This is a genomic window from Pseudomonas sp. UBA5706 (assembly GCF_002419965.1).
Taxonomy (GTDB): Bacteria; Pseudomonadota; Gammaproteobacteria; order Pseudomonadales; family Pseudomonadaceae; genus Aquipseudomonas.
The window spans coordinates 121746-142241 of sequence record NZ_DIHC01000046.1; the positions used below are offsets into that span (position 1 = coordinate 121746).

Consider the following 20496-nt stretch of genomic DNA (forward strand, 5'->3'; position numbering starts at 1 on the left):
GAAGGTAAGGGGAGAACCGTCATGCGCCGCGTCTTTCGTGAAGATCACAACATGTTCCGTGATCAGGCCCGCCGTTTCGTCGAGCGGGAAATCGTACCGCATCTGCATGAGTGGGAAAAAAACGGCATCGTGCCCAAGGAGTTGTGGCTCAAGGCAGGCGAAACGGGCTTGCTCTGCTCGACCGTCCCTGAGGAATATGGCGGATCGGGCGGCGACTTCGGGCATTCGGCGGTAATGATCGAGGAACTGGCCCGGGCCAATGCCACGGCCGTGGGCTTCACCACTCACTCGGAGATCGTCACGCCGTACATCGTTGCCTATGGCAGCGAGGAGCAGAAACAGAAATGGCTGCCGCGCATGGTCAGCGGTGAGTTGATCGGCGTGATTGCCATGAGCGAACCGGGCATCGGCAGCGACCTGCGCTCGATGCGCACCTCCTTGCGTCGCGAGGACGACGAATACATCGTCAACGGCCAGAAAACCTTCATCACTAACGGTGGCAACGCTGGCTTGGTGGTCACCGCGACCAAGCTCGACCCTATCGCCAAAGAACTGACGCTGGTGTGCGTCGAAGAAGACCGTCCGGGGTTCTCCAAGGGCCGCTTGCTGGAGAAGATCGGTCTGAAAGGCCAGGACACTTCGGAGTTGTTTTTCGATCAGGTGCGGGTGCCGGTCGGCAATCGCCTGGGCGAGGAGGGCATGGGTTTCAAATACCTCACCCATCAGTTGGCGTGGGAACGCCTGATCATCGCCATTCGTGCCGCACAGTCGATCGACACCCTGCTGGAGGAAACCATCGAGTACACCCGTGAGCGCAAGGTGTTTGGCAAACCGGTGCTGGATTTCCAGAACACCCGCTTCAAGCTGGCCGAGGCCAAGGCTCAGGCAACCATGCTGCGGGTGTTCGTCGACGATTGCCTTGACAAGGTCATGCGTGGTGAATTGACGCCGGACATCGCCGCCATGGCAAAACTGCTGGGTTCGGAGATGCAAGGCAAATTGCTCGACGAGTTTTTGCAGCTGCACGGCGGGTACGGCTTCATGAGCGAGTACAAAATCAGCCGGGCCTGGGTTGATGCCCGGGTCGCGCGGATTTACGGCGGCACCTCGGAAATTATGAAAGAAATTATCGGTCGGACGCTTTAAGGTGTGTCCTGGCATGACCACCGGTCAAGGCACGAACCATTCAAGGAGACAAAGATGAGCACTTCCCTGTATGACATCCCGCTGAAACAAATCGACGGCACGTCCAGTAATCTGGGTCAGTACAAAGGCAAGGTCCTGTTGCTGGTCAATGTGGCCTCCAAATGCGGTCTGACCCCGCAATACGAAGGGCTGGAAAAGCTGTACCAGAGCAAGCACGGCGAGGGCCTGGAAGTGCTGGGCTTTCCAGCGAACAATTTCAAGGAACAGGAACCTGGCAGCGACAGCGAAATCCAGTCGTTCTGCTCCACCACCTACGATGTGCACTTCCCGTTGTTCTCGAAAATCTCGGTTGCTGGTGCTGACAAGCATCCACTGTACAGCGAGCTGACCGCCGCCCAGCCTTCCGCCACCGGTGATGGCCCGTTCCGCGAGCGCCTGAAGGGATACGGCATCGAGAGCGGCAACCCGCAGGAAGTGCTGTGGAATTTCGAAAAGTTTTTGGTCGGCCGCGATGGCAAGGTCATCGGCCGTTTTGCACCGGACGTGGCTGCAGACGACCCGCGCTTGACAGCGGCCATTGATGAGGCGCTGAAGGCCTGAGTGTTGGGAGGCGAGCGAGCTATAATGTTGAGCTTGCTCGCCTGTCCAAACCACTACCAGACCCAGGAATCATCATGCGCACCTACACCCTTGAGTACCTGTTCAACGACCAACCGAGAACCCATTCACTGGACCTCAAGCAGGCGCAATTGCCTGTGCACGAGGCAGCCATGCATTTGCTGCAGCTGCATTTCGGCGACGCCGAAAACAGCCTGATGATGCCCAATGGCCAAGCGTCGCCAGCAGAAATCCTGGAGCAGGCCCAGCGCGACGGCCTGACGCAAATCAGGGTCGTCGATCAATCCGCTTGACGTCGCGCGTCACGGCCCGCGATGCGCCGCCATTTGAAATGCATCCCGTTACCCCACAGAATCGCGTCCCGGTCTGGCGGCACTCTGTCGCCAGTGTGAAGTGGAGCGGCGCAGCAGTTGAATGAAAAGATATTGTCGATGCGTCTAGAGCGCGTGGCGAGCCACGTGCCAACGGATGCGCGACTGGCCGATATCGGGTCCGATCACGCCTATCTCCCGGTTGCGCTGCTACTGCGGGGCGTCATCACCGCAGCGGTGGCCGGGGAGGTGGCAGCCACGCCCTACCAGGCAGCCGTGCGTACGGTGCGTGACAATGGCCTCGGGCAACATATTGCCGTGCGGCTCGCCGACGGCCTGGCAGCGATCGAGCCGCACGACCGGATCACCGCAATCAGCCTCTGCGGCATGGGCGGGGAGACGATTCGCGACATTCTTGACCGCCGCAAGGCGCGCCTGAGCGGCCAGGAACGTTTGATCCTGCAGCCCAACGGGGGCGAACAGCCGCTACGCCAATGGTTGATGGTCAATGGTTACCGCATCCTCTGCGAGGAAGTGCTGCGGGAAAACCGCTTCGATTACGAGATCATCGTCGCTGAGCGAACGGGGCCGGCGCACTACAGTGAAGTGCAACTGTATTTCGGTCCGCTGCAGATGCAGACCCGCAGCCCGGCGTTCCTGCTCAAATGGCAGCGCCTGCTGGGGCTCAAGAGACGCGCTTTGAGCCAGTTCGCCCGCGCCCGCCACGCTGTGCCCGAAGAGAAGGTGCAGGGACTCTTGCGCCAGGTTGAATGGATCGTCGCGCTGCTCGACGGCTCGCTCGACGCGCAACCCGAGCCGTACGACGAATGATCACTGCCCCGCCTGATCCTCGTGCACGCCTTCGATAGTCAGCAACTGCGCCAGAATCTCGCTCGCCTGCGCGCCTGAGGTGCGCACCAGTTCGATGGTGATGTTGTCGGTGCCTTCGCCGCTGCCTTTCTCAACGATGAACTGCTTGACCTTGCTCGAGCGGTTACCCATCACTTCGTTGAGCTTGCCCATGGTCAGCAGGTGCGACGGCGCCACCAGTTTGAGCACATGCACCTTGATCCGGTTGCGGTACGCCCGTTCAAGGGGTTTGATTGCAATCAGGATCACCAGAATGATGAACGTCGCGGCGGTGCCAACTGCATACAGACCGCCGCCTACAGCCAGACCGATCGCTGCCACGGTCCACAGGCTCGCTGCGGTGGTGAGGCCGCGGATCACCTCGCCGCGCAGCAGAATCGAACCTGCACCCAGAAAACCGATACCTGAGACGACCTGTGCCGCCACCCGCGAAGGGTCGAGTTCGGTGTGTGGCATTTGCAGCGCATCGTGGAAGCCGAATGCGGAAACGATCATCAGCAGACACGAGCCCACGCACACCAGCATATGAGTTCGCAGCCCGGCGGCCCACAGCAGCCGTTCGCGCTCAAGCCCGATCAAGCTGCCAAGCAGGGCGGCGAGCAAGAGGCGGATACACATTTCCCAGTCGCTGAGCATGGCGGTGTCCTGAACATTGGGTGTGGAGGATGGACCGGGCGCAAGCGAGGTTGGTTCACTTCGCGGCAAGGCGACCATGCATCGTGAACTTTGAGCGTCCATCGAGCCGCTCAGTCAGCAGAAGAATTTTTGTTCGGTTGCTTGACTTCTCTTTTTCAATCAGTAAGATAGCCCGCATTCCGCGATAGCTCAGTTGGTAGAGCAAGTGACTGTTAATCACTGGGTCCCTGGTTCGAGTCCAGGTCGTGGAGCCAAATTTCTTAAGGGTCGAGCACCCGTTTCGCAGAATGTTTATCAGCCCGATGATTATTCAGCTGGGTTATAGGGCCTGCAAACCACTCGACTTCTCCGAAGATACATTCTCAGTATTTTTCACCCCTCAATCCGCTGTCTCATAATCGATCGATTTGGAGGCACGCATCATGAAAGCCGCATGGGTCGATCTCATCGACAGGTTCCCTTGCAACAAGCTGATCACGAAGAATAGATAGCCCGAAGACGCTCGGTTTGCATTCCCTTCGCTGGTCAGACAATGCAAAGAAACGACACCATCCCGTAAGTCGGTCAGCGAACCCCAGTTTTTCGAAACGCTGCACATAGGCTGAGCCGAAAGCAGGGCAGTGCGCTGATCCAGACGCCTCAGGGCTACGATTTCGCAGCACCCAGGCGCCGTAGTAGTGGCTTTCGGAGGTCGCCCAAAACAGCGGGCGTCATCGACCATGAGTTTCATGCGGCCATTGGCGCCAATGAGCAGGTGCACTGCGGGACATCGATATGCAAACCAGCCCAAGGAGATTCGGCGCTACCCTGCAGCGTGATCCACGGTGCGTTCAACCCGGTGTGTGGGGCAGGCGCTCGACCGCGAGATAAGCAGCGCCCAAGCCGGCGCAGGCGTTGCGTAGAGTCATCCGCGATCAGGCCAGCAGGCGGTCGACCAACGACTGCTCGTAGTCATTCAGCGGTGTGTCTTCATAGAGCTTGTCGCTTGCCTCAACCAGCGCCTCGCCTTCCGCTTGTCGGCCGCTTTGGCAATAAACATATCCAAGATTTTCCAGCGATTGCAGATTGCCATAATTGGCGAATGAGATGTGGTACCAGCGCTCGGCCGCTTCCAGCTCGCCGAGACGGTGGCAGGCGACCGCCAGATTGTGCTCGGCGTAGACATGCTCCGACTGCAGGCCCTGCAACAACGCCTGCTTGGCCTGAGCGTAGTCCTCTCTCTCCAGGAACATCAGCCCGAGATTGTTATAGGAGTCGATGTGGCCCAATCGGGCCGCGTGACGGTAAGCCTGCTCGGCCTCTTCGTAGCGTTCGGCTTGCAGATGAATTTCGCCCAACAGGCCTAGCGCCAGTGGGAAATCGTGCCGGATTGCTCGCTGCAGGTGTTCCACAGCGGTCGGATGATCGTCTGCCCGGTAAGCCATCAGGGCCAGATTGTAATGGCCTGCGGGCAGATCACGGTCGGCCGCCATTTGAAAATGCAGGCGGGCCTCGTCCTCTTCGTCGCGAGCAAGGCACACTGCGCCGATGCCATTGATCCACCGCGCATCATCGGGTAGCGCCTTGCCTAGGGTCTTAAAGTGTCTGAGCGCGGTATCCAGGTCCTGCTCGCGTAAAGCCGTCCAGCCCAATTCATTGACTTCGGCTGCCTGTTGTTCAGTGAGTTTTTTCTTCATGAACCACATAAAAATTCTCTACCGTGCGCATCGGAGTCCAAAAGCGTTTCGACGTGGAACAGCCTGACGGGCATGCTGCGCTGTGCACAGAGCGAAAGCCAGGCGGCATGCAGAGACCAAGAGAGGGTCACGCCGAGCACCGCGACGATCAGGTTGTCTTGCCTGTCTTATGCATCTTGCCGCAAGGCGTCGAGCTGCTGCTGCGCCTGCGCAGCCTGCCAATGTGCGTAGAGCATGGCAGCGACGTGGTCGCAACTTAGGTTGCGGCCATTACTCATCAGCCCTGCGGAAAGGATGCGGATGTGTGGCTGGGGCTTCGTCAGGGCCAAAGCCTGGTTGCCGAACAGCGTTCGCACTGCGCGGTGAGCAGGGAGAGGGACATTGGGTCGCAAGGTAAATTTCTGCACCGTCAGCATTCCTTCCTCACTGACAGACATGTCAGTGATGTCGACCAGATTGATCGGCGCGCTCAGGGTGTCAGCAAATAGCTGCGTGCGAGTCAGGCACATGAAGGGGTGTTGACCGGCGTCGCGGTGCTGCCAGGTGATCAACGCGAAAAGCAGTATCATACCCGCCAAGCACGCTGCCCAGCCGGTCGCAGCCTGATGTATCGCTCCTCCAAGAAAGCCCAGGCAAATCAGCGTGAAGATAGGGCCGCGCACCTTGTAGCGGCGCGAGTTGGTGAATTCGCGCTGCTCGGGCACTCGCTGGATAAGCTGCTCGAGTTCTGCCATCGCTCGTTCAAGCTGGGCCACGCGCGATTGGGTGTAGTCAAGGCTCAGGGAACTGGCAAGGTCCGATAACGGATCCGGTGACTGCGCAGTGGTCATTGATCATTCTCCTTACGGGTGTAGGCAAGCTCGGTAACTTCGGCACCGTGGCTAACGAGTGCTTGCGTTCGCGACTGCGGCAGACTGCCAGGCGGGTGGTCAGGACGGTTCATCCCGAAATGCCGTTTTTGCAAGTCTGTGCAGTGGACCGCGCAACGCTGGTGAGTTGGCTGAACCACTGGCGATCGTAGTCAGTGGGTGCACGCGTTGCCCGGGACAGCAATGGGTCGTCCAGGACCACGCCCAGTTGTTGCAGACGCAAAGCAGTGGGCGGGTGGGTATCGAATGGATGAGCGATCGCGTGGCTCAGCACCGCATCGCTCAAACCCAGCAGCACGTGCCGCAGGCGCCGTGACGACCAGCACCATGCCCAGGGCGGCAGCCCACGTGTGATAAATCAGCATACTCAGCTTCTTGAATTCAGGGCTGACCATTGAAGTTCACACTCAAGGATTTGCCAACCGGCCAGGCCGTTGCGCACAACAATGACGCCGTCGCTCACAACGAGTGGTCATGGGTGAATGAAGCGCTGTATGGGTCATTACGCAGCTCACAAAAAATCGGCGCGCCCTGTGGCTGTCAAACGCATCAGGGCGCGGACTGCGCTGTTGCTGCTGGAATCAGACAGGCAGCCCCGCGACAGCCTGCATCAGTACCTTTGCAATCGCTGTCGAGTTCACCACCGCCGCAGGGTGATCATTTTGAATCGCGTGCAAGGGCATGCTGGGCACTAAAGCATCCCGCGGCTCTTGCACCAGGCTCAGGCCACCGGCCACGCTTACCACATTGGCGCCGTAGGTGCCGTCGCAGTCCCCGCCGGAAAGGATCACGCTGATCACCCGGCTGCCGAATACCTGCGCCGCCGTCTCGAACAAGCGGTCGGCGGCAGGACGGGCATATCGCACCTTGGGGCCATCGCTCAAGTGGATGAGACCGGTAGGCGCGATTTCCAAATGCCTGTCTGGAGGCGCCAGGTAAACGCGCCCGGGACGAACCGCTTCACCGTCCTGACCATAACCGACGGGCAACACCGAATACCGATCGAGAATCGACGCCAAATGACCGGGGGTGGACGGCACGGAGTGGATGACGATCAGGACCGCCGCAGGGAAATCAGACGGTAGTTCAACCAGCATCTGTCGTAATACATCGAAAGCACCTTGGGAACCGCCGATAACGATTACATCGCGAGGCTGTGTCTTTGTTTCCATGTCCATTGGCATCTCCTTTTGTCTACATCGGTGGACAGGAGGCGAAGCTCGGCGGTTCAGTGAGTTCGCTGGACGGCCGCGCTTCTTCCTGGGGGGGGGCGGCTAACTGGGTCAAGAGTCTGGATTCGAAGAAGGGCCGGATCGCCGCGCAATGGGGTCAAGCCTGCTCTGGCAACAGCGCTGTTGACCATTGGCTTGGTCAATCAACGGGCGCTTTCGGGCGATGCTGTCGCAGTCATCATCGCGTTAAAGGGCTTCGTCACAGGGCCTGCGCCGGACCTCGGCTTTTCGCTGCCCGAGCGCAGGTCGTCACGTATTGAAAAGGCTGGTCGACGGCGCCCGACCATCGTCGTCGAATGGCGTCTATTAAAGGCGTCGCTCGCGTGAGCAGAGGAATAAAAGGACGAGATCACGCAGGTCGAAAGGCGGGGTCCGGCGATCGGGAGGTTTAGGCAGATTATGTGTGCCTTGAATGAACGTAGCGGCGAGATTCGCTTATTAGCAACTGAGTCAGGAAACGCATTCCGGCCACCGCCGGCGAGGTTTTCTCCTAAACATTGCGAACAGGTTCAGTAGCGCCGCGGCGATAGCGATCAAGCGCACCGGGTTTCACGCCCGTCGCCCCTGCCGGACAAGGGCGCTGTCGCTACAGCTTGTCGATCTCACCCGTCGCCTCGGCAATGGTTGCCAGCAGATCTTCCATCTCCAGGATAGAGGTCTGGAGGCTGGAAAAGCATTGTGACAGTGACTGTGTTGAGTCCACCGTCTGCTCTCCCCGCAACGGTTCCACCTGCTTGAGTTCCAGTTGCTCAAGCTCATCCACCGCTTTACGCAGTGAGCGCAGCATGGCGGCGATTCCGATAATGTGTCGCTCGCAAGCCTTGGTCATGGCGTCTCCATTTTTTGTTCATCGCGGGATTGTCTGGACGCCGCTGGCAGTCCCAGGTGACGTCAGTTTAGTTCCCTGGGCACGGATGTGCCGGCCATTGAGAGGCTAAGCACTGAGATGGGCCGACACTGCAAAGATGTTGCCAATTCGAAGAGTTGACGGGCGGGACACAACTCACCTGAATGGATGTCGTAATCGACTGTTTTAAATAAGGAATTTTTTCAGGCAGGCGTGATCTTTGGTTTGGGTATCCACGTCGCCAAGGAGTTCGCAATGCCACAGGAACACCACTACAGAATCGATTATTTACTTAACGGCGCGTACAAAACGTTCTATATCCGGGCTTCAAGGATGGATAACGCCGAGGCTTGGCATTGGGCTACCGTCGATGCGGGCATGGGCCAGCTGCCCAAGTACCGCAGTGACCCGACGCCCAAGCTCAGCAGGCCTCAGGCTGAGAAGCACGGCGTCACCGATGTCCAGTGGCGCCAAGCGTGATGCCATGATGTGACTGATCGGCGAAGTGGTCAGGTTCGCGCCGCAGGCTTGCGGCCTGACCGCGTCCGTCATGGCAGGCGCCAAGGTTGCTAGAAAGATTTGTCGCAACGCACGCGGCAGCGTTTCATCGAAGGCGCTGGGTAGGCGGTCTACACTCGGGTGGCAGGGTTTGAACGCGCCAGGCCCAACCCATGGAGGGGATGCGTGCTCAACCCGGATGGGGCGGCCATGGCGATCAGGGTTTCAAGGAAGTCAGGACGCTAGGATCTTGCGGATCTTCACCGCCATCGCGTCGACCGCAAAGGGCTTGGTAAGCACTGACATTCCATTGGCCAGACGACCGCTCCCCAGTACCGAGTTTTCCGCATAACCGGTGATGAACAACACCTTCAAACCTGCTCGCGTCTGCCTGCCCGCTTCGGCCATTTGTCGCCCGTTCATGCCGCCAGGCAAGCCGACGTCAGTCACCAATAGATCAATTCGCACATCGGACCGCAATATCGCAAGGCCCTCGATACTGTCTGCGGCTTCGATGGCGGTGTAACCGAGGTCGGCGAGGATGTCGGTCACCAGCATTCGCACACTGGGCTCATCATCGACGACCAGCACCGTCTCGCCCTGTTCGGAAGGCATGACTTTTTCCGGCTTGATGGGCCCTGGGGAGTCATCGCCGCTTGCGTGGTGGCGGGGCAGGTAGATGCTGACGGTTGCACCGTTGCCCACCTCAGACTCCACCTGGACCCGGCCTCCCGATTGATGGGCAAAACCATAAATCATCGACAGGCCTAGTCCCGTGCCTGCGCCGAGGGGTTTGGTGGTGAAAAAAGGCTCGAATACCCGCGCCATGACCTGCGGCGGCATACCGACCCCTGTGTCCGTGACCGATAGGGACAGGTAGTGCCCCTGCGGGGTGTCGTGCCTGCGCGCCGCGTCGCCGTCTAGGTATTGATTGGTGGTCGTTATCGTGATTCTGCCGCCATCGGGCATCGCATCACGGGCATTGATGCACAGGTTCAAGAGCGCATTTTCAAGCTGGGGCGGGTCAACTAGAGCGGACCACAGATCACGGGCGCCCACGACATCGATGTGTATCGACGGTCCGACGGTACGGCGGATCATCTCTTCCATGCCGGCGATCAGGCGATTGACGTTGGTTGGCTTGGGATCCAGCGTCTGCCGACGGGAGAACGCCAACAGTCGATGCGTCAGCGCCGCGGCTCGCGTTGCAGCGCCTTGCGCGGTGCCCAGGTAGCGGTTCACGTCGTTGAGCCGCCCTTGATTCAAGCGCGCCTGCATCATCTCCAGACTGCCCGATATGCCGGCCAGCAGGTTATTGAAGTCATGCGCCAAGCCGCCGGTCAGCTGTCCGACGGCCTCCATTTTCTGGGCCTGGCGCAGAGCCTCCTGGGCCTGGAGAAGGTCGGCGGTGCGCTCCAGCACGCGTTCTTCCAGCGTCTCGTTAAGCTCTTGAAGCCGTACCTCGGCCTGTTTGCTCGAGGTGACATCCCGTGAGATGGACAGCAACTTCTCCGGCAGCCCGTGCGGTCCGGTGATGGGCGTGACGATCACGTCCCACCACCGAGCGTTGCCTTTCATGGTCGTCGCAAAGCCTTGAAACCGCCCGAACCGCCCCTGTTTTGCTTCTTCGACCGCGTGCTTGGCCTTGGCATGCTCGTCGCCGCGCCAGAGATCGGGCCAGCAAGCGCCCTGAATCGCACTGAAGTCGTCGACCTCCATGACGCACATGCCGCCCTCGCTCATGAATTCAAGCCGGGCATCGAGGTCCAGCACCTTGATGCAGTCGGCCGAGCTGGCCAGGATTCGCCGATTGAATTCTTCACTGGCACGCAGTGCCTCTTCAGCGTCCTTGCGTCGGGTCAGGTCAACGGTGGCGACCAGCAGGCTGCTGGCCTGTTGCCCGTTATCGTCGAGTCGCTGAACATTGCTGTTAGCCCAGATCAGGGTGCCATCCGGGCGCGTGTAACGCTTGTCGATGGAGACGCTGATGCCTGTTTTGAGTGCCTGTGCAATGACTGCAAGGCTGGCGTGCAGGTCATCAGGGTGCGTGACCTCGACCGTGCCGAGCGACAGCAGCTCGTCTTCGCTACGGCCCAGCATGCGGCACAGTTCGGTGTTCACTCGCAGGAAGCGCCCTTGAAGGGTCACCTCCGACAAACCGACTGACGCATTGGCAAAAATGGCCCGCAACCTTTCTTCGCTCTTGCGCAGTTTCGATTCAGCGCGGGCGTTTTCGACGGCTGTCCACAGGCGCATGCAGGTGCGCTCGACCAATGCGATATGCTCATCGCTCCATGAGCGAGGTTCAGCACAATGTATGAACAGCATCGCAACCATCCGGCCGGCGCGGATGAGCGGGACATCGAGAATCGCACGGGTTGAGATTGCGCTGTAGGCTGCAACCACTGGCGGCTGCGAGGTCATGGGGTCCTGTTGCACATCGCTGAGCGCGGTGGTCATTCCCGCTTTCATCCTGGCGCTGAAGGCGGAGCTAAAGTCATCCAGACGCCAGGTTCCGACGACAGAGCCTGTCCGCCCGGCATTCCATTCCCGCTCGACCGTAAGCCAGGTCTGCGATTCATCGATTTCTGCAAAACCGACCTGGTCTGCGCCTAGCTGCCGACCCAGCGCTGCGGTGGCGATCTCGATGATTGCCACCGGGTCCGACTCTCCCTGTAGCAACCGCTCAAGACTCATCTGGAAATTCTGTTGCTGATGTGCCGCGACGCTCGCCGGCGTTCGATTCGTTGCGTCCAGCTGCCATGCAATCAGGTCGGTGAAACCCTTGGCCATGCCCTGAATTTGCGGTGTATTCAGCTCAGCGGGCTGCAAACCGCCGGCGTACAGCGCGCCCCAGAACGTGCCGTTGGCGAGCACGATCGGCATGCAAATACCGCTTCGCAAACCATAGGGAACAGCCGGCAGGCCATCCCTGCACGTCTGCCGCGCATCGGCATCGTCGATGACGACTGCAGAGCGGGAATGTCGGGTTCGATGCTTGATGATCGAATCGAGCTTTAATTCATCGCTCGGTTGAATGCCTAGACCGATGACGTCGCGAATCGAGCAGGCGATCCATCGTTCATCCATCGCACGGGCGATCGTGGCGAAACCCAGGCCAGTCGTCGTGCAGACCACATCGAGGATTGCCGAAAACGCGTCCAACCGGCCAACGTCCTTGAGGTCACTGGCGACATCACAGGGACGCGCAAAATCGGCCGAAAGAGTATTCATGGGGGCGCTGTGCTCGCAAACGGGGATGAGTGGTGAGTCAAAAGGATATATGGGCAGCACGTAGTGACCCGGCTTGCGTTGTGACTGTTGTGTTCGATGGACGTTCCGACTCATCACGCTAGGCACAGGACGAGCGGAAAAAGGGGATCGAGACCGCTGGACGTTGCACAAAGACAGGTCGGCTAAGCGCCAGGGCGCCTGCCGTTACGACGCGCGAGTGTCGAGCGTCTGGTCACTGCGCTCAGCGATGGCGATATCTGCGTCATGCTTTTTCAGCGGCCCGCCGTGCAGTGCGCGCAGTTGCCCCCGAAGCCGAGCGATAGACGGGGCGTAGAGAAAGCCGAAAGACACGCAGCGATGCTTGCCGGCAACGGCATGATGCATCCGATGGGCTTGATAGAGCCGCTTGAGGTAGCCGTGTCTGGGCACGAACCCGAGCGGCCAGCGCCTGTGCACCAGCCCGTCGTGAACCAGGAAGTACACCAAACCATAGGCCGTCATGCCCGCGCCAATCCATTCCAGTGGATGCATGCCCTGAGTACCGAGCGCGATCAGCAGGATCGCAAACAGGGCAAACACCACAGCGTACAAGTCATTTTTCTCGAACCAGCCGGTACCCGGCTCGTGGTGGGACCGATGCCAGCCCCAGCCCCACCCGTGCATCACATATTTATGGGCAAACCAGGCAAAGCCTTCCATGCCCAGAAATGTTACGAAAAACACCAATGCGTTAACCATCATTCACAAGCCTGACCTTCGTTCATCAATCCCATCCAAGCTTTTTGATTTCACGCCGGTAGGGTGTGTCGATCTGATCCGGCACCTGCTCTATGTACGACTTGGCGTGCGCCAGCGTGTCACCATCGAGCGAAATGAGATAGCCCAATACATCATCCAGTGACGGAATAAACCCCTCGACGTCTTTAAACCGCGGAGGCAGCGCTGTCCAGATCACAGCATCGAGCTGCCGGTCCGCGGCCCATTGTCCGAGCACACCGACGGTCGAAATGTTGATCGTGAAGATGCCGATGCCGTCCGACCGTTCGGCCGGGATTTGCTCGCGAACACGCAACGCTCGCACGGCCTCGTCCAGTGACTCGGTAGCGAGCACCGCCCAGAGCACTCGGCACGGGGGCGCGTTAAGGCAGAGGGTCGTGGCCAGCTCGCCCCCATCCCCCACCCGGGAAAATTCGATCGGCAGTTCCGGGCCGTCATTGAACCAGTCGGATGCGACCGCAAGCACCCCGGGCTTCCAAATCAGTGATCCCCACCCAAGACACGCAATTTTCATGATGTTTTCCTTTCGAGTAGGGGAGCGCTCATCGGCGCGATACGCCTGCGGGTTGATCAACATGGGAGCGCTGGGCGGCGCCCCTGGGTCTTTGGCTACTCACGCGATGCGTGCTTATCCTTCCGTTTCACCCGGTGCCTGAAAGTCTTCGACCTCAATTGCACGCAGGCCTGCAGCGCGGGTCAGTGTGTACATGAGCACTCCGACAACCAGCATGGCCCCTGCACGCAGCCAGGTATCCAGGCTCTGTTGGGTCAGCAGCAGAAGGCATGAGGCGATTGCAAGAACCGGGACCCAGGTAGGCACCCGAAAGTGCCTGGCTTGGACGACATCGCGGCGCAACACCAGCACCGCCAGGTTGGTACTGATGAACACGAACAGCAGGAGCAGCACAACCGTTTGGGCCAGCGTCGCCAACGAGCCTGTCAGTGTGAGCACCACCGCCACGGCACTGGTTACCAGAATGGCGACCCAAGGCGTGCGGCGTTGCGGCAGAACCCTCGACAAGGCTTTTGGCAGCAGCCCCTGTCGCGCCATGCCGTAGGCCAGTCTGCTGGACATGATCATCGTCAGCAAGGCGCCGTTGGCCACGGCGACCAACGCAATGAAAGCGAACAACAGCGGCGGGATCCCAAGGCCCGAGGCTTTCACGACCTCCAGCAGCGGCGCCGAGGAGGTCGCCAATTGTTCCACTGGCATCACCGACGCGGCGGCGATGCCCACGGCCATGTAGATCGCGCCAGCGATAAGCAATGCCCCGAATAGGGCACGGGGGTAAGTGCGGCGTACGTCCCGGATCTCTTCAGCCAGGTTGGCCGACGTCTCGAATCCCACGTAAGAGTAGAAGGCCAGTAGCGCAGCGCCCAGTACCGCCAGGGCAGGGTTGACGCCTGCCTTGAACGCCAGCGCCCGACCGATATCGGCATGCCCTGCGTGAAAGAACCATGCGCCGGCGAGCACGACAAGCAACAGGCCCGAGACCTCTATAACGGTCATGACAAGATTTGCCGTCAGCGATTCCTTGATGCCTCGCGCATTGAGCAGCGCGATGACCAGCAGAAAGACCAATGCCGCGATGTTGGGCGAAACTTCGATGAACGGCGCCAGGTAATCGCCGGCGAACGCCAACGAGAGTCCTGCCGCACTGGTTACGCCTGCCGCAAGCATGCAGAAGCCGATCAGAAACGAGATAAGCGGAGAGTTGAAGGCCTTGGCAGCGAATACGGCGGACGCGCCGGCATGTGGATATTTGGTCACCAGTTCTGCATAGGAACCAGCGGTCAAAAGGGCAAAACACAACGCAATCAGCAGCGGAACCCAGACCGCGCCTCCCACCTGGCCGGCGATGGTGCCCGCCAGTGCGTACACTCCGGCGCCCAATACGTCTCCCAGGATGAACAGCAACAGCATGGGGCCGCTTACCGCCCGCTTTAACGCAGTGCCTGGCTGATGCTCCGATGAGATCATGTGTCGCTCCCTGATAGCCGCTCCGCGCGGCGTCTCGCTCAAAAAAACAGCCCGCGCAGTGCACGGGCTATCGAGAGAAGCAGCACCCGTGATTAATGGGCCGCGTTGATCCCGTCAGGCCTTCTTTTTTGGAAGTGTTGCAGCTTGATTGCCGCCTTGCTCGGCGATGGCGGAGAGTTTTTCATCAGCTGCTTTTTCTTCGGCGAGGGTAGCCGCGAGGAGCTCGGCGGCGTCGTTCAGGCCCAGGTGCTTGGCCATCGCAATCAAGGTGCCGTAGGAAGCAATCTCGTAATGCTCGACTTTCTGGCAGGCGCCAATAAGGGCTGCGTCGAGCACTTCACCTTTTTCGATTTCCTCCAGCAGCTCTTTGCTCTCCTCGACAAGACCTTCCATCGCGGCACATTTCATTCGCTTGAGCTTAAAACCGGTCAATTCAACGATTTCATCAATACGCTCGATCTGGCCCCGGGTTTCTTCCAAATGCGATTCGAACGCCTCGGCAAGTTTGGGGTTAGTTGAACTGCGTGCCAGCTTGGGTAGCGCTTTGGTGATCTGTTTTTCTGCGCTGTATACGTCGGAGAGTTCGTGGATAAACAGGTCTTTTACGGTTGTTCTGGCCATAGTGATTATCTCGCTCTGTGACGCGTGAAGGAGGTCAACGCTGGCCGCACATGCCGCCAGCTACATACTCGACCCGGCGCGGATGCATTGCGTTCGGGTTATTCCGAGGGCTGCCGACGGAAGGCGATGAGCACGCTTGCTGCTTTCCAGCCCGTGAATGAAGCTATGCTCGTGCACCACCACCGCGCCCGTGCTCAGAGCAGGATAACGCCCAGACCTGGCAGCCCTCAGCTCATTCCATTGGTCGTTTCTATCGCCAGGGGCGCAAATATCGATTGGGCTCGACCCGTCACGACGCGTATCTTCGCGCCCAAATGATGGCCTAGTGATATAATCCGTCCGAACCTTGTGAGATTTTGTCATGAAAAAACCAATATCCCTTGCCGCGCGTATCGGTCTCGGCTACGCCCTGGTGGTGTCGCTGTTGATGCTCATTACCGCTGTGGGCATCCAGCGGGTTGGCCTGATCGACTCGACCCTTACAAGCGTTAGCGACAATGCGGCGAAGATACAGCGCTACGCGATCAATTTTCGCGGCAGTGTGCACAACCGTGCGATTTCCATTCGTGACGCGGTGCTTGTCGCCAGTGATGCCGACCTGGATCGACATTTGGCCGAGATCAAACACCTGGAGCAGCTGTATATCGACTCCGCCGCGCCCATGGACCAGATCATGCAAGGGGCGAATACGACTGCTGATGAGCAGCAAATGCTTCAGGCCATCAAGGATATAGAGCGGGAAACGCTGGCTTCTACGCAACAGGTGATCGAACTGCGCCGCAGCGGCGCCATTGCCCAGGCTCAAGCACTGTTGCTTAACCAGACCTCGGAGCGATACAGCGAGTGGCTCAAGCGCATCAATGCGCTGATTGACTACGAGGAAGGCTCCATCAGAACCCAGCTTGGCTACGTGCAGAAGACCGCCAGCCATTTCAGCGGGCTGATGCTTGCCGCCACTGCTATCGCGTTATTGCTGAGCGTGGCGTTGTCGGTGTTCACCATCCGCTTTGTCAAATCCACGCTCGGTGCCGAGCCGGCCGAGGTCGCAAGGTCGATCGAGCAGCTGGCGGCAGGCAATTTGCACCAGTCTATCGTCACTCGCTACCCGGCAAGCGTCATGGGCGTGCTGAAAACCGCACTCGATCAATTGAGCCAAACCGTCACTCAAGTGCGTTTCGCAGCGCAGGAAGTCAATCTTTCCTCGGGTGAGTTATCGAGGATTTCGGGTGCAAACAACGAGCGCATCAACGCGCAGTCATACGAGGCCGAACAGATCTCCACGGCCATAACGCAGATGGCAGCCACGGTGGCAGAAGTCTCGGGCTATGCGTCAGAGGCGGCTCAAGCCACGCGTCAAGCCCATGAGGAGGTCAGCAGCGGCAATCTCCTGGTTGCGCAGACTGCCCAGGCCATCGAGGCGTTGGCCGAGACGCTGGCAGACACTACGTCTACGGTGGAGCAGGTGGCCAGGCACAGCGAACAGATCGATAAGGTGGTCGGGGTCATCAATGGCATCGCCGCCCAGACCAACCTGCTGGCGCTCAATGCGGCGATTGAAGCCGCACGTGCCGGGGAATATGGTCGAGGCTTCGCCGTCGTGGCCGATGAAGTGCGCTCGTTGGCAACCCGCACTCAGCAATCGACCGAGGAGATCCGTGAAATGATCACCACGTTGCAGGCTGGTACCGAGGCGGCCGCGCAGACGATGCGAGGCAGCTGCGGTCTGGCGAGCGCCGCCGTCGAACAGACGCGCAGCGCACAGTCTTCATTGTCGAAAATCAGCCATGTGGTGTCCGAGATCAACCAGATGAACGCGCAGATTGCCAGTGCCGCCGTGCAGCAAAAAACCGTGGCCGAAGATGTCGCGCAAAACGTCAATCGCATCCACGACTCGACCGTTCACTCCGCGACAGGCTCTCTTCAAATCGCATCGGCGAGTCAGGAACTCACCGCACTGGCTGACCGACTCACCCAGCGCGTCGCGATTTTTCGGGTTGAGGCATCATGAGTCGATAAGGGAATGAGCGCCTGGCGGGCGGTCAAGAATGCACATCGCTGGCCGCTATAGTCTCAAACGATCTTGTCCTGTCGGCTTTCGCTTCCACAGGGCATCGTTGCTCGATTACGCTAGGCGCCACACTGACTGGAGAACGTGCATGCTTGCTGAACTGAATTCTGCGCATCGATTGCTCACGGTGGAGGAGCGCTGTGCAATTGCGGAGATTGAGGCGACCACCAATGTATTGAAGCTCGTTACCCGACTCACCGGAATGCGCTTTGCCGCGATTGCAAAGTTCACCGAAACGCAGTGGATTACCTGCTCGGTGTATGACCCCTGCAACCTCGGCATCGAGGCGGGTATCGCATTCGATCTGGAAACCACCATTTGCAGCGAGTTCTGCACCAACCCGGAAGCGCTTTTCATCTCGCAGATCAGCCAAAGCGATCGCTACTCCGTTCGGCCCGTGGTAAAGCGCTTCGATCTTGAGAGCTATGCTGGAATACCGGTATTTCTCCCTGATGGTCGTCTTTACGGAGCACTTTGCGTGCTCGATTCTGACCCGGTAACGTTCGAAGATGAAGACCTGCGTGAGGCGCTCGGTTTATTCGCCCGGCTGGTAGGCTGCGTCTTCTATGCAAACCTGACACAGGCTCTGCCGCAGGCCGAGGCCGAGGCCGAGGCGCTTGCATAAGCCCGGCGCCATGAAACGCTTTTGATGACCGACCGCAGCTGCGCGGCCGGCGTTGAACCGGGCAGCCGGTTGTTGCAAAACTTCAATGGATTAGCCGGGGTCAGCCGAGCTTCGACGCTGGAAGAGGGCCTTGGCTTCCTCGGCAAGCAGGGGAGGGCTTAGGAGAAATCCCTGGACATAGGGGCATCCGAGCGTCGTCAGCTGGTCCAGCTGGCTTTCGGTCTCAACGCCTTCGGCGACTATCGCAAGATCCAGCGCACGGCCCAGCGACAGAATACTTTTCACGATGGCCACGCTTCGCTGATGGATCATCATCCGCGACACGAACGAGCGATCGATTTTTATCGCGTCGATGGGGTACCTGTCGATATAGCCCAGCGAGCTATAACCTGTACCGAAATCGTCCAGCGCGATTCGGATGCCCAGCCTTCGAAGCTCCAACAGCGTCTTGGCGACTGTCTCGGGGTCGCGCAGAAATACGGACTCGGTAATCTCGATCTGCAAATCGTGGGCATTGAAGCCTGTAGTCTTGAGAATGCTGGAGATCTGCGTAGCAAAGTTCTTGCGGTTCAACTCGGCACCCGAGACGTTGACATTCAACTTTATTCTCATCGACGGAACGGCTTCGGACCAGCTTTGCACCTGGCTGCAGGCATCCAGCATCACCCACTGCCCGAGCGGATAGATGATGCCGACGTCTTCAGCAACGGAGATGAAGACATCGGGCGAGATGTTCCCCAGCAGCGGACTGTCCCAGCGAATCAGCGCTTCGACGCCTTCTATTTCTCCCGTGGTCACCGAAAATATCGGTTGATAGACCAGGTGAAACTCTTTATTGGCGATGGCCTGCTTCAAGGCGTTTTGCATCAGTAGCGTATGGATAGAGGCTTCACGCATGGACAGGTCAAAGACCACCCAGCGTCCACGCCCTTGCTTCTTGGCGGCGTACATGGCCACATCCGCATCTCGGATCAGGTCTTCCGCGTGCCTGTGCTCGGCGCTCAGTACCGCGATGCCGATGCTGCAGGAGGTAAAGATCGACTGCCCATCGATCTCGATTTCATTGCCAAGGGTTTGCACGATACGCGCAGCGGTTTCAACGGCTCGGTGTTGATGGTCCTTGCCGGACAGTTGAATCGCGAACTCATCGCCCCCTATCCGGGCCAAGAGTGCATTCCGGCTCAGGCATGACTTAAGCCGTGCCGCCACCACCTTGAGCAAGGTGTCGCCCGCGGCATGGCCCATCCCGTCATTAATGTATTTGAATCTGTCCAGATCCAGGTACAGCACGCTGGCCGTTCGTGTCGCGCCGCTATCCTGCACAGCGAACGCCGCTTGCAAACGCGCCATGAAATACGCGCGGTTCTTTAGCTGCGTGAGCTCATCGTGAAAGGCGGCGTGGGTCAGTTCTGCCTCAATGCGCTCGCGTTCGAACAAGCGCGATTCGAGCGCGACTTTTTCTTCACGGTCAATTTGCAGTTGTCTGAACGCTTGCTCGGCCTCTTTGCGCCCCGTCACATCCCGCTGCACGGACACCCAATGGGTCAGCCAGCCCTTTTCATTGGCCACAGGAACGATGCTCATCTGCACCCAGAACCGTGAACCGTCGCGCCGAGCGTTGATCAACTCGATCTCGATCGGCTTGCAGCGCGAGAGCGCCGTGCGGATTTGATCGAGTGCCTCCCGGCTGGTTTCTTCGCACTGCAGGATCCGCGGCGTGGCCCCCAGGACTTCGTCAAGGCTGAACCCGGTGGATTTGAGGAAGGCCGGATTGCAATACACGATCCGGGGTCCGGGATAGGCAATGGGTTGGGCCTCGGTAATCAGGATCGAATCCTTCGCGTTGACGACGACCGACTCTAGCAGCCTCAGGCGCTCGATCGCAGCGAGGCCGCTGGACGCTGTCAGCTCGTGATCGAGCAGGGTACTGCGGGCATCGGCGGCATAGGCCTGCAGGCAGCAGATCTGCGCGGCACTCAACCGCAGGTGAGGGGCGGGGACCGTCAGCAATACACAGGCCAGCAGGGTGTTGGCGCCGTTTCTGATGATGACCAATACCAGGGAATCGTTCGCCGAAATACCCAGGTTGAACGAAGCAGGCATGTGCTGTCGCATAGTTTGCGGAATGTCAACGACGTCGCCCATGCCGAGCAAGCCCTCCACCCACTCTTGTGTCGCCTTGTCCAGCAAAGCCGGCGTGGTCTTGCCCGCCGTTGCAACTACGCCCCACTGCCCGGAGCCCGGAAACAGCAAGACGCCTCCGGAACAACCGGTGGTATTGAATGCAGCTGCGAGAAAACGGGTCAGAATTTTCTGCTCAGTCGAACCTTGAAATGCCGCAGCGACCATACGAAACCCTTCCAATAGTGGCGAATCATCAGGCATGGATCCATCCAGGAAGGCATGATATCGCTTTGACATTGCTTAGGGCATATTGTCAGCCTGCTGCGTGTATTACGCTAAGACACCGGAGAACGCCTAAACTTC

Annotated in this window: 20 protein-coding genes, 1 tRNA gene and 1 pseudogene; 10 read left to right on the plus strand and 12 right to left on the minus strand. The window is 59.2% G+C overall.

The features are described 5' to 3' along the window. The first annotated feature begins 21 nt into the window (after nucleotides 1-21). From B3I26_RS23760 to B3I26_RS23775, 4 genes are all read left to right on the plus strand, one after another. Nucleotides 22-1146, plus strand: coding sequence for an acyl-CoA dehydrogenase family protein (locus tag B3I26_RS23760; protein ID WP_296261297.1), 1125 nt, complete (start codon nucleotides 22-24; stop codon nucleotides 1144-1146). A 54-nt stretch (nucleotides 1147-1200) separates the two neighbouring features. Continuing rightward, a complete protein-coding gene (locus B3I26_RS23765) occupies nucleotides 1201-1746 on the plus strand; it encodes a glutathione peroxidase (protein WP_296261299.1) in 546 nt (181 codons plus the stop codon). A 74-nt stretch (nucleotides 1747-1820) separates the two neighbouring features. Next, nucleotides 1821-2057, plus strand: coding sequence for a hypothetical protein (locus tag B3I26_RS23770; RefSeq protein WP_296261300.1), 237 nt, complete (start codon nucleotides 1821-1823; stop codon nucleotides 2055-2057). A gap of 117 nt (nucleotides 2058-2174) precedes the next feature. Then, on the plus strand, nucleotides 2175-2906 hold the full coding sequence (locus tag B3I26_RS23775) for a tRNA (adenine(22)-N(1))-methyltransferase (protein WP_296261301.1): 732 nt from the start codon (nucleotides 2175-2177) through the stop codon (nucleotides 2904-2906). Here the strand turns inward: B3I26_RS23775 and B3I26_RS23780 are convergent, their stop codons facing one another. Next, nucleotides 2907-3581 (minus strand): MgtC/SapB family protein, encoded by a 675-nt coding sequence (locus B3I26_RS23780; protein WP_296261302.1) that lies wholly within the window; start codon nucleotides 3579-3581, stop codon nucleotides 2907-2909. 178 nt (nucleotides 3582-3759) lie between these two features. Here B3I26_RS23780 and B3I26_RS23785 point away from each other — a divergent pair. Then, nucleotides 3760-3835, plus strand: a tRNA-Asn gene (locus tag B3I26_RS23785). 660 nt (nucleotides 3836-4495) lie between these two features. Here the strand turns inward: B3I26_RS23785 and B3I26_RS23790 are convergent. The 4 genes from B3I26_RS23790 to B3I26_RS23805 all read right to left on the minus strand — a co-directional run bounded on the left by B3I26_RS23790 (nucleotide 4496) and on the right by B3I26_RS23805 (nucleotide 7304). Continuing rightward, entirely contained in the window at nucleotides 4496-5257 is a 762-nt protein-coding gene (locus tag B3I26_RS23790) for a tetratricopeptide repeat protein (protein WP_296261303.1), read from the minus strand. Nucleotides 5258-5424: 167 nt separating this feature from the next. Then, complete coding sequence (locus B3I26_RS23795) at nucleotides 5425-6087, minus strand: hypothetical protein (RefSeq protein ID WP_296261305.1); 663 nt, start codon at nucleotides 6085-6087, stop codon at nucleotides 5425-5427. Between the two features lie 109 nt (nucleotides 6088-6196). Continuing rightward, nucleotides 6197-6424 carry a hypothetical protein gene (locus B3I26_RS23800; protein ID WP_296261307.1) on the minus strand — a complete coding sequence of 76 codons (228 nt, stop codon included), beginning with the start codon at nucleotides 6422-6424 and terminating at the stop codon, nucleotides 6197-6199. 283 nt (nucleotides 6425-6707) lie between these two features. Continuing rightward, nucleotides 6708-7304, minus strand: coding sequence for a chemotaxis protein CheB (locus B3I26_RS23805; protein ID WP_296261309.1), 597 nt, complete (start codon nucleotides 7302-7304; stop codon nucleotides 6708-6710). A 177-nt stretch (nucleotides 7305-7481) separates the two neighbouring features. Here B3I26_RS23805 and B3I26_RS23810 point away from each other — a divergent pair, with 177 nt between their 5' ends. Further along, on the plus strand, nucleotides 7482-7685 hold the full coding sequence (locus tag B3I26_RS23810; protein WP_296261311.1) for a hypothetical protein: 204 nt from the start codon (nucleotides 7482-7484) through the stop codon (nucleotides 7683-7685). A 259-nt stretch (nucleotides 7686-7944) separates the two neighbouring features. Here B3I26_RS23810 and B3I26_RS23815 read toward each other — a convergent pair whose 3' ends face one another. Continuing rightward, on the minus strand, nucleotides 7945-8187 hold the full coding sequence (locus B3I26_RS23815; protein ID WP_296261312.1) for a hypothetical protein: 243 nt from the start codon (nucleotides 8185-8187) through the stop codon (nucleotides 7945-7947). Nucleotides 8188-8460: 273 nt separating this feature from the next. On the opposite strand from B3I26_RS23815, the gene B3I26_RS23820 reads away from it, so the two are divergent. Further along, complete coding sequence (locus B3I26_RS23820; protein WP_296261313.1) at nucleotides 8461-8685, plus strand: DUF6555 family protein; 225 nt, start codon at nucleotides 8461-8463, stop codon at nucleotides 8683-8685. Between the two features lie 252 nt (nucleotides 8686-8937). On the opposite strand, the gene B3I26_RS23825 is transcribed toward B3I26_RS23820, so the two are convergent. From B3I26_RS23825 to B3I26_RS23845, 5 genes are all read right to left on the minus strand, one after another. After that, the gene (locus B3I26_RS23825) at nucleotides 8938-11937 is read right to left on the minus strand and encodes a PAS domain S-box protein (RefSeq protein ID WP_296261314.1); all 3000 of its coding nucleotides are present in this window, start codon (nucleotides 11935-11937) and stop codon (nucleotides 8938-8940) included. 204 nt (nucleotides 11938-12141) lie between these two features. Further along, nucleotides 12142-12678: a sterol desaturase family protein gene (locus B3I26_RS23830; RefSeq protein WP_296261316.1), complete on the minus strand. Its 537-nt coding sequence runs from the start codon at nucleotides 12676-12678 to the stop codon at nucleotides 12142-12144. A gap of 22 nt (nucleotides 12679-12700) precedes the next feature. Beyond that, entirely contained in the window at nucleotides 12701-13291 is a 591-nt protein-coding gene (locus tag B3I26_RS23835; RefSeq protein ID WP_296261318.1) for a hypothetical protein, read from the minus strand. A 51-nt stretch (nucleotides 13292-13342) separates the two neighbouring features. Then, on the minus strand, nucleotides 13343-14695 hold the full coding sequence (locus B3I26_RS23840) for an APC family permease (RefSeq protein WP_296261320.1): 1353 nt from the start codon (nucleotides 14693-14695) through the stop codon (nucleotides 13343-13345). Between the two features lie 114 nt (nucleotides 14696-14809). Beyond that, nucleotides 14810-15316: a ferritin-like domain-containing protein gene (locus B3I26_RS23845; protein WP_296261322.1), complete on the minus strand. Its 507-nt coding sequence runs from the start codon at nucleotides 15314-15316 to the stop codon at nucleotides 14810-14812. Between the two features lie 361 nt (nucleotides 15317-15677). On the opposite strand from B3I26_RS23845, the pseudogene B3I26_RS28985 reads away from it, so the two are divergent. The 3 genes and pseudogenes from B3I26_RS28985 to B3I26_RS23855 form a co-directional block, all read left to right on the plus strand. Then, nucleotides 15678-16187, plus strand: a pseudogene (locus B3I26_RS28985) (MCP four helix bundle domain-containing protein); the annotation flags it as partial. Nucleotides 16188-16610: 423 nt separating this feature from the next. Further along, complete coding sequence (locus B3I26_RS28990) at nucleotides 16611-17324, plus strand: methyl-accepting chemotaxis protein (protein ID WP_414707666.1); 714 nt, start codon at nucleotides 16611-16613, stop codon at nucleotides 17322-17324. A gap of 148 nt (nucleotides 17325-17472) precedes the next feature. Next, entirely contained in the window at nucleotides 17473-18009 is a 537-nt protein-coding gene (locus B3I26_RS23855) for a GAF domain-containing protein (RefSeq protein ID WP_296261326.1), read from the plus strand. Nucleotides 18010-18099: 90 nt separating this feature from the next. Here B3I26_RS23855 and B3I26_RS23860 read toward each other — a convergent pair whose 3' ends face one another. Beyond that, a complete protein-coding gene (locus B3I26_RS23860) occupies nucleotides 18100-20358 on the minus strand; it encodes an EAL domain-containing protein (RefSeq protein ID WP_409522029.1) in 2259 nt (752 codons plus the stop codon). Between the last annotated feature and the right edge of the window lie 138 nt (nucleotides 20359-20496).

Coding starts and splice junctions, on each gene's coding strand:
- B3I26_RS23770 (WP_296261300.1), top strand. CDS start 1,821: ATGCGCACCTACACCCTTGAGTACCTGTTCAACGACCAACCGAGAACC.
- B3I26_RS23860 (WP_409522029.1), bottom strand. CDS start 20,358: ATGGTCGCTGCGGCATTTCAAGGTTCGACTGAGCAGAAAATTCTGACC.
- B3I26_RS23780 (WP_296261302.1), bottom strand. CDS start 3,581: ATGCTCAGCGACTGGGAAATGTGTATCCGCCTCTTGCTCGCCGCCCTG.
- B3I26_RS23815 (WP_296261312.1), bottom strand. CDS start 8,187: ATGACCAAGGCTTGCGAGCGACACATTATCGGAATCGCCGCCATGCTG.
- B3I26_RS23820 (WP_296261313.1), top strand. CDS start 8,461: ATGCCACAGGAACACCACTACAGAATCGATTATTTACTTAACGGCGCG.
- B3I26_RS28990 (WP_414707666.1), top strand. CDS start 16,611: ATGGCAGCCACGGTGGCAGAAGTCTCGGGCTATGCGTCAGAGGCGGCT.
- B3I26_RS23855 (WP_296261326.1), top strand. CDS start 17,473: ATGCTTGCTGAACTGAATTCTGCGCATCGATTGCTCACGGTGGAGGAG.
- B3I26_RS23835 (WP_296261318.1), bottom strand. CDS start 13,291: ATGTTGATCAACCCGCAGGCGTATCGCGCCGATGAGCGCTCCCCTACT.
- B3I26_RS23790 (WP_296261303.1), bottom strand. CDS start 5,257: ATGAAGAAAAAACTCACTGAACAACAGGCAGCCGAAGTCAATGAATTG.
- B3I26_RS23765 (WP_296261299.1), top strand. CDS start 1,201: ATGAGCACTTCCCTGTATGACATCCCGCTGAAACAAATCGACGGCACG.
- B3I26_RS23830 (WP_296261316.1), bottom strand. CDS start 12,678: ATGATGGTTAACGCATTGGTGTTTTTCGTAACATTTCTGGGCATGGAA.
- B3I26_RS23825 (WP_296261314.1), bottom strand. CDS start 11,937: ATGAATACTCTTTCGGCCGATTTTGCGCGTCCCTGTGATGTCGCCAGT.
- B3I26_RS23840 (WP_296261320.1), bottom strand. CDS start 14,695: ATGATCTCATCGGAGCATCAGCCAGGCACTGCGTTAAAGCGGGCGGTA.
- B3I26_RS23845 (WP_296261322.1), bottom strand. CDS start 15,316: ATGGCCAGAACAACCGTAAAAGACCTGTTTATCCACGAACTCTCCGAC.
- B3I26_RS23760 (WP_296261297.1), top strand. CDS start 22: ATGCGCCGCGTCTTTCGTGAAGATCACAACATGTTCCGTGATCAGGCC.
- B3I26_RS23795 (WP_296261305.1), bottom strand. CDS start 6,087: ATGACCACTGCGCAGTCACCGGATCCGTTATCGGACCTTGCCAGTTCC.
- B3I26_RS23805 (WP_296261309.1), bottom strand. CDS start 7,304: ATGGACATGGAAACAAAGACACAGCCTCGCGATGTAATCGTTATCGGC.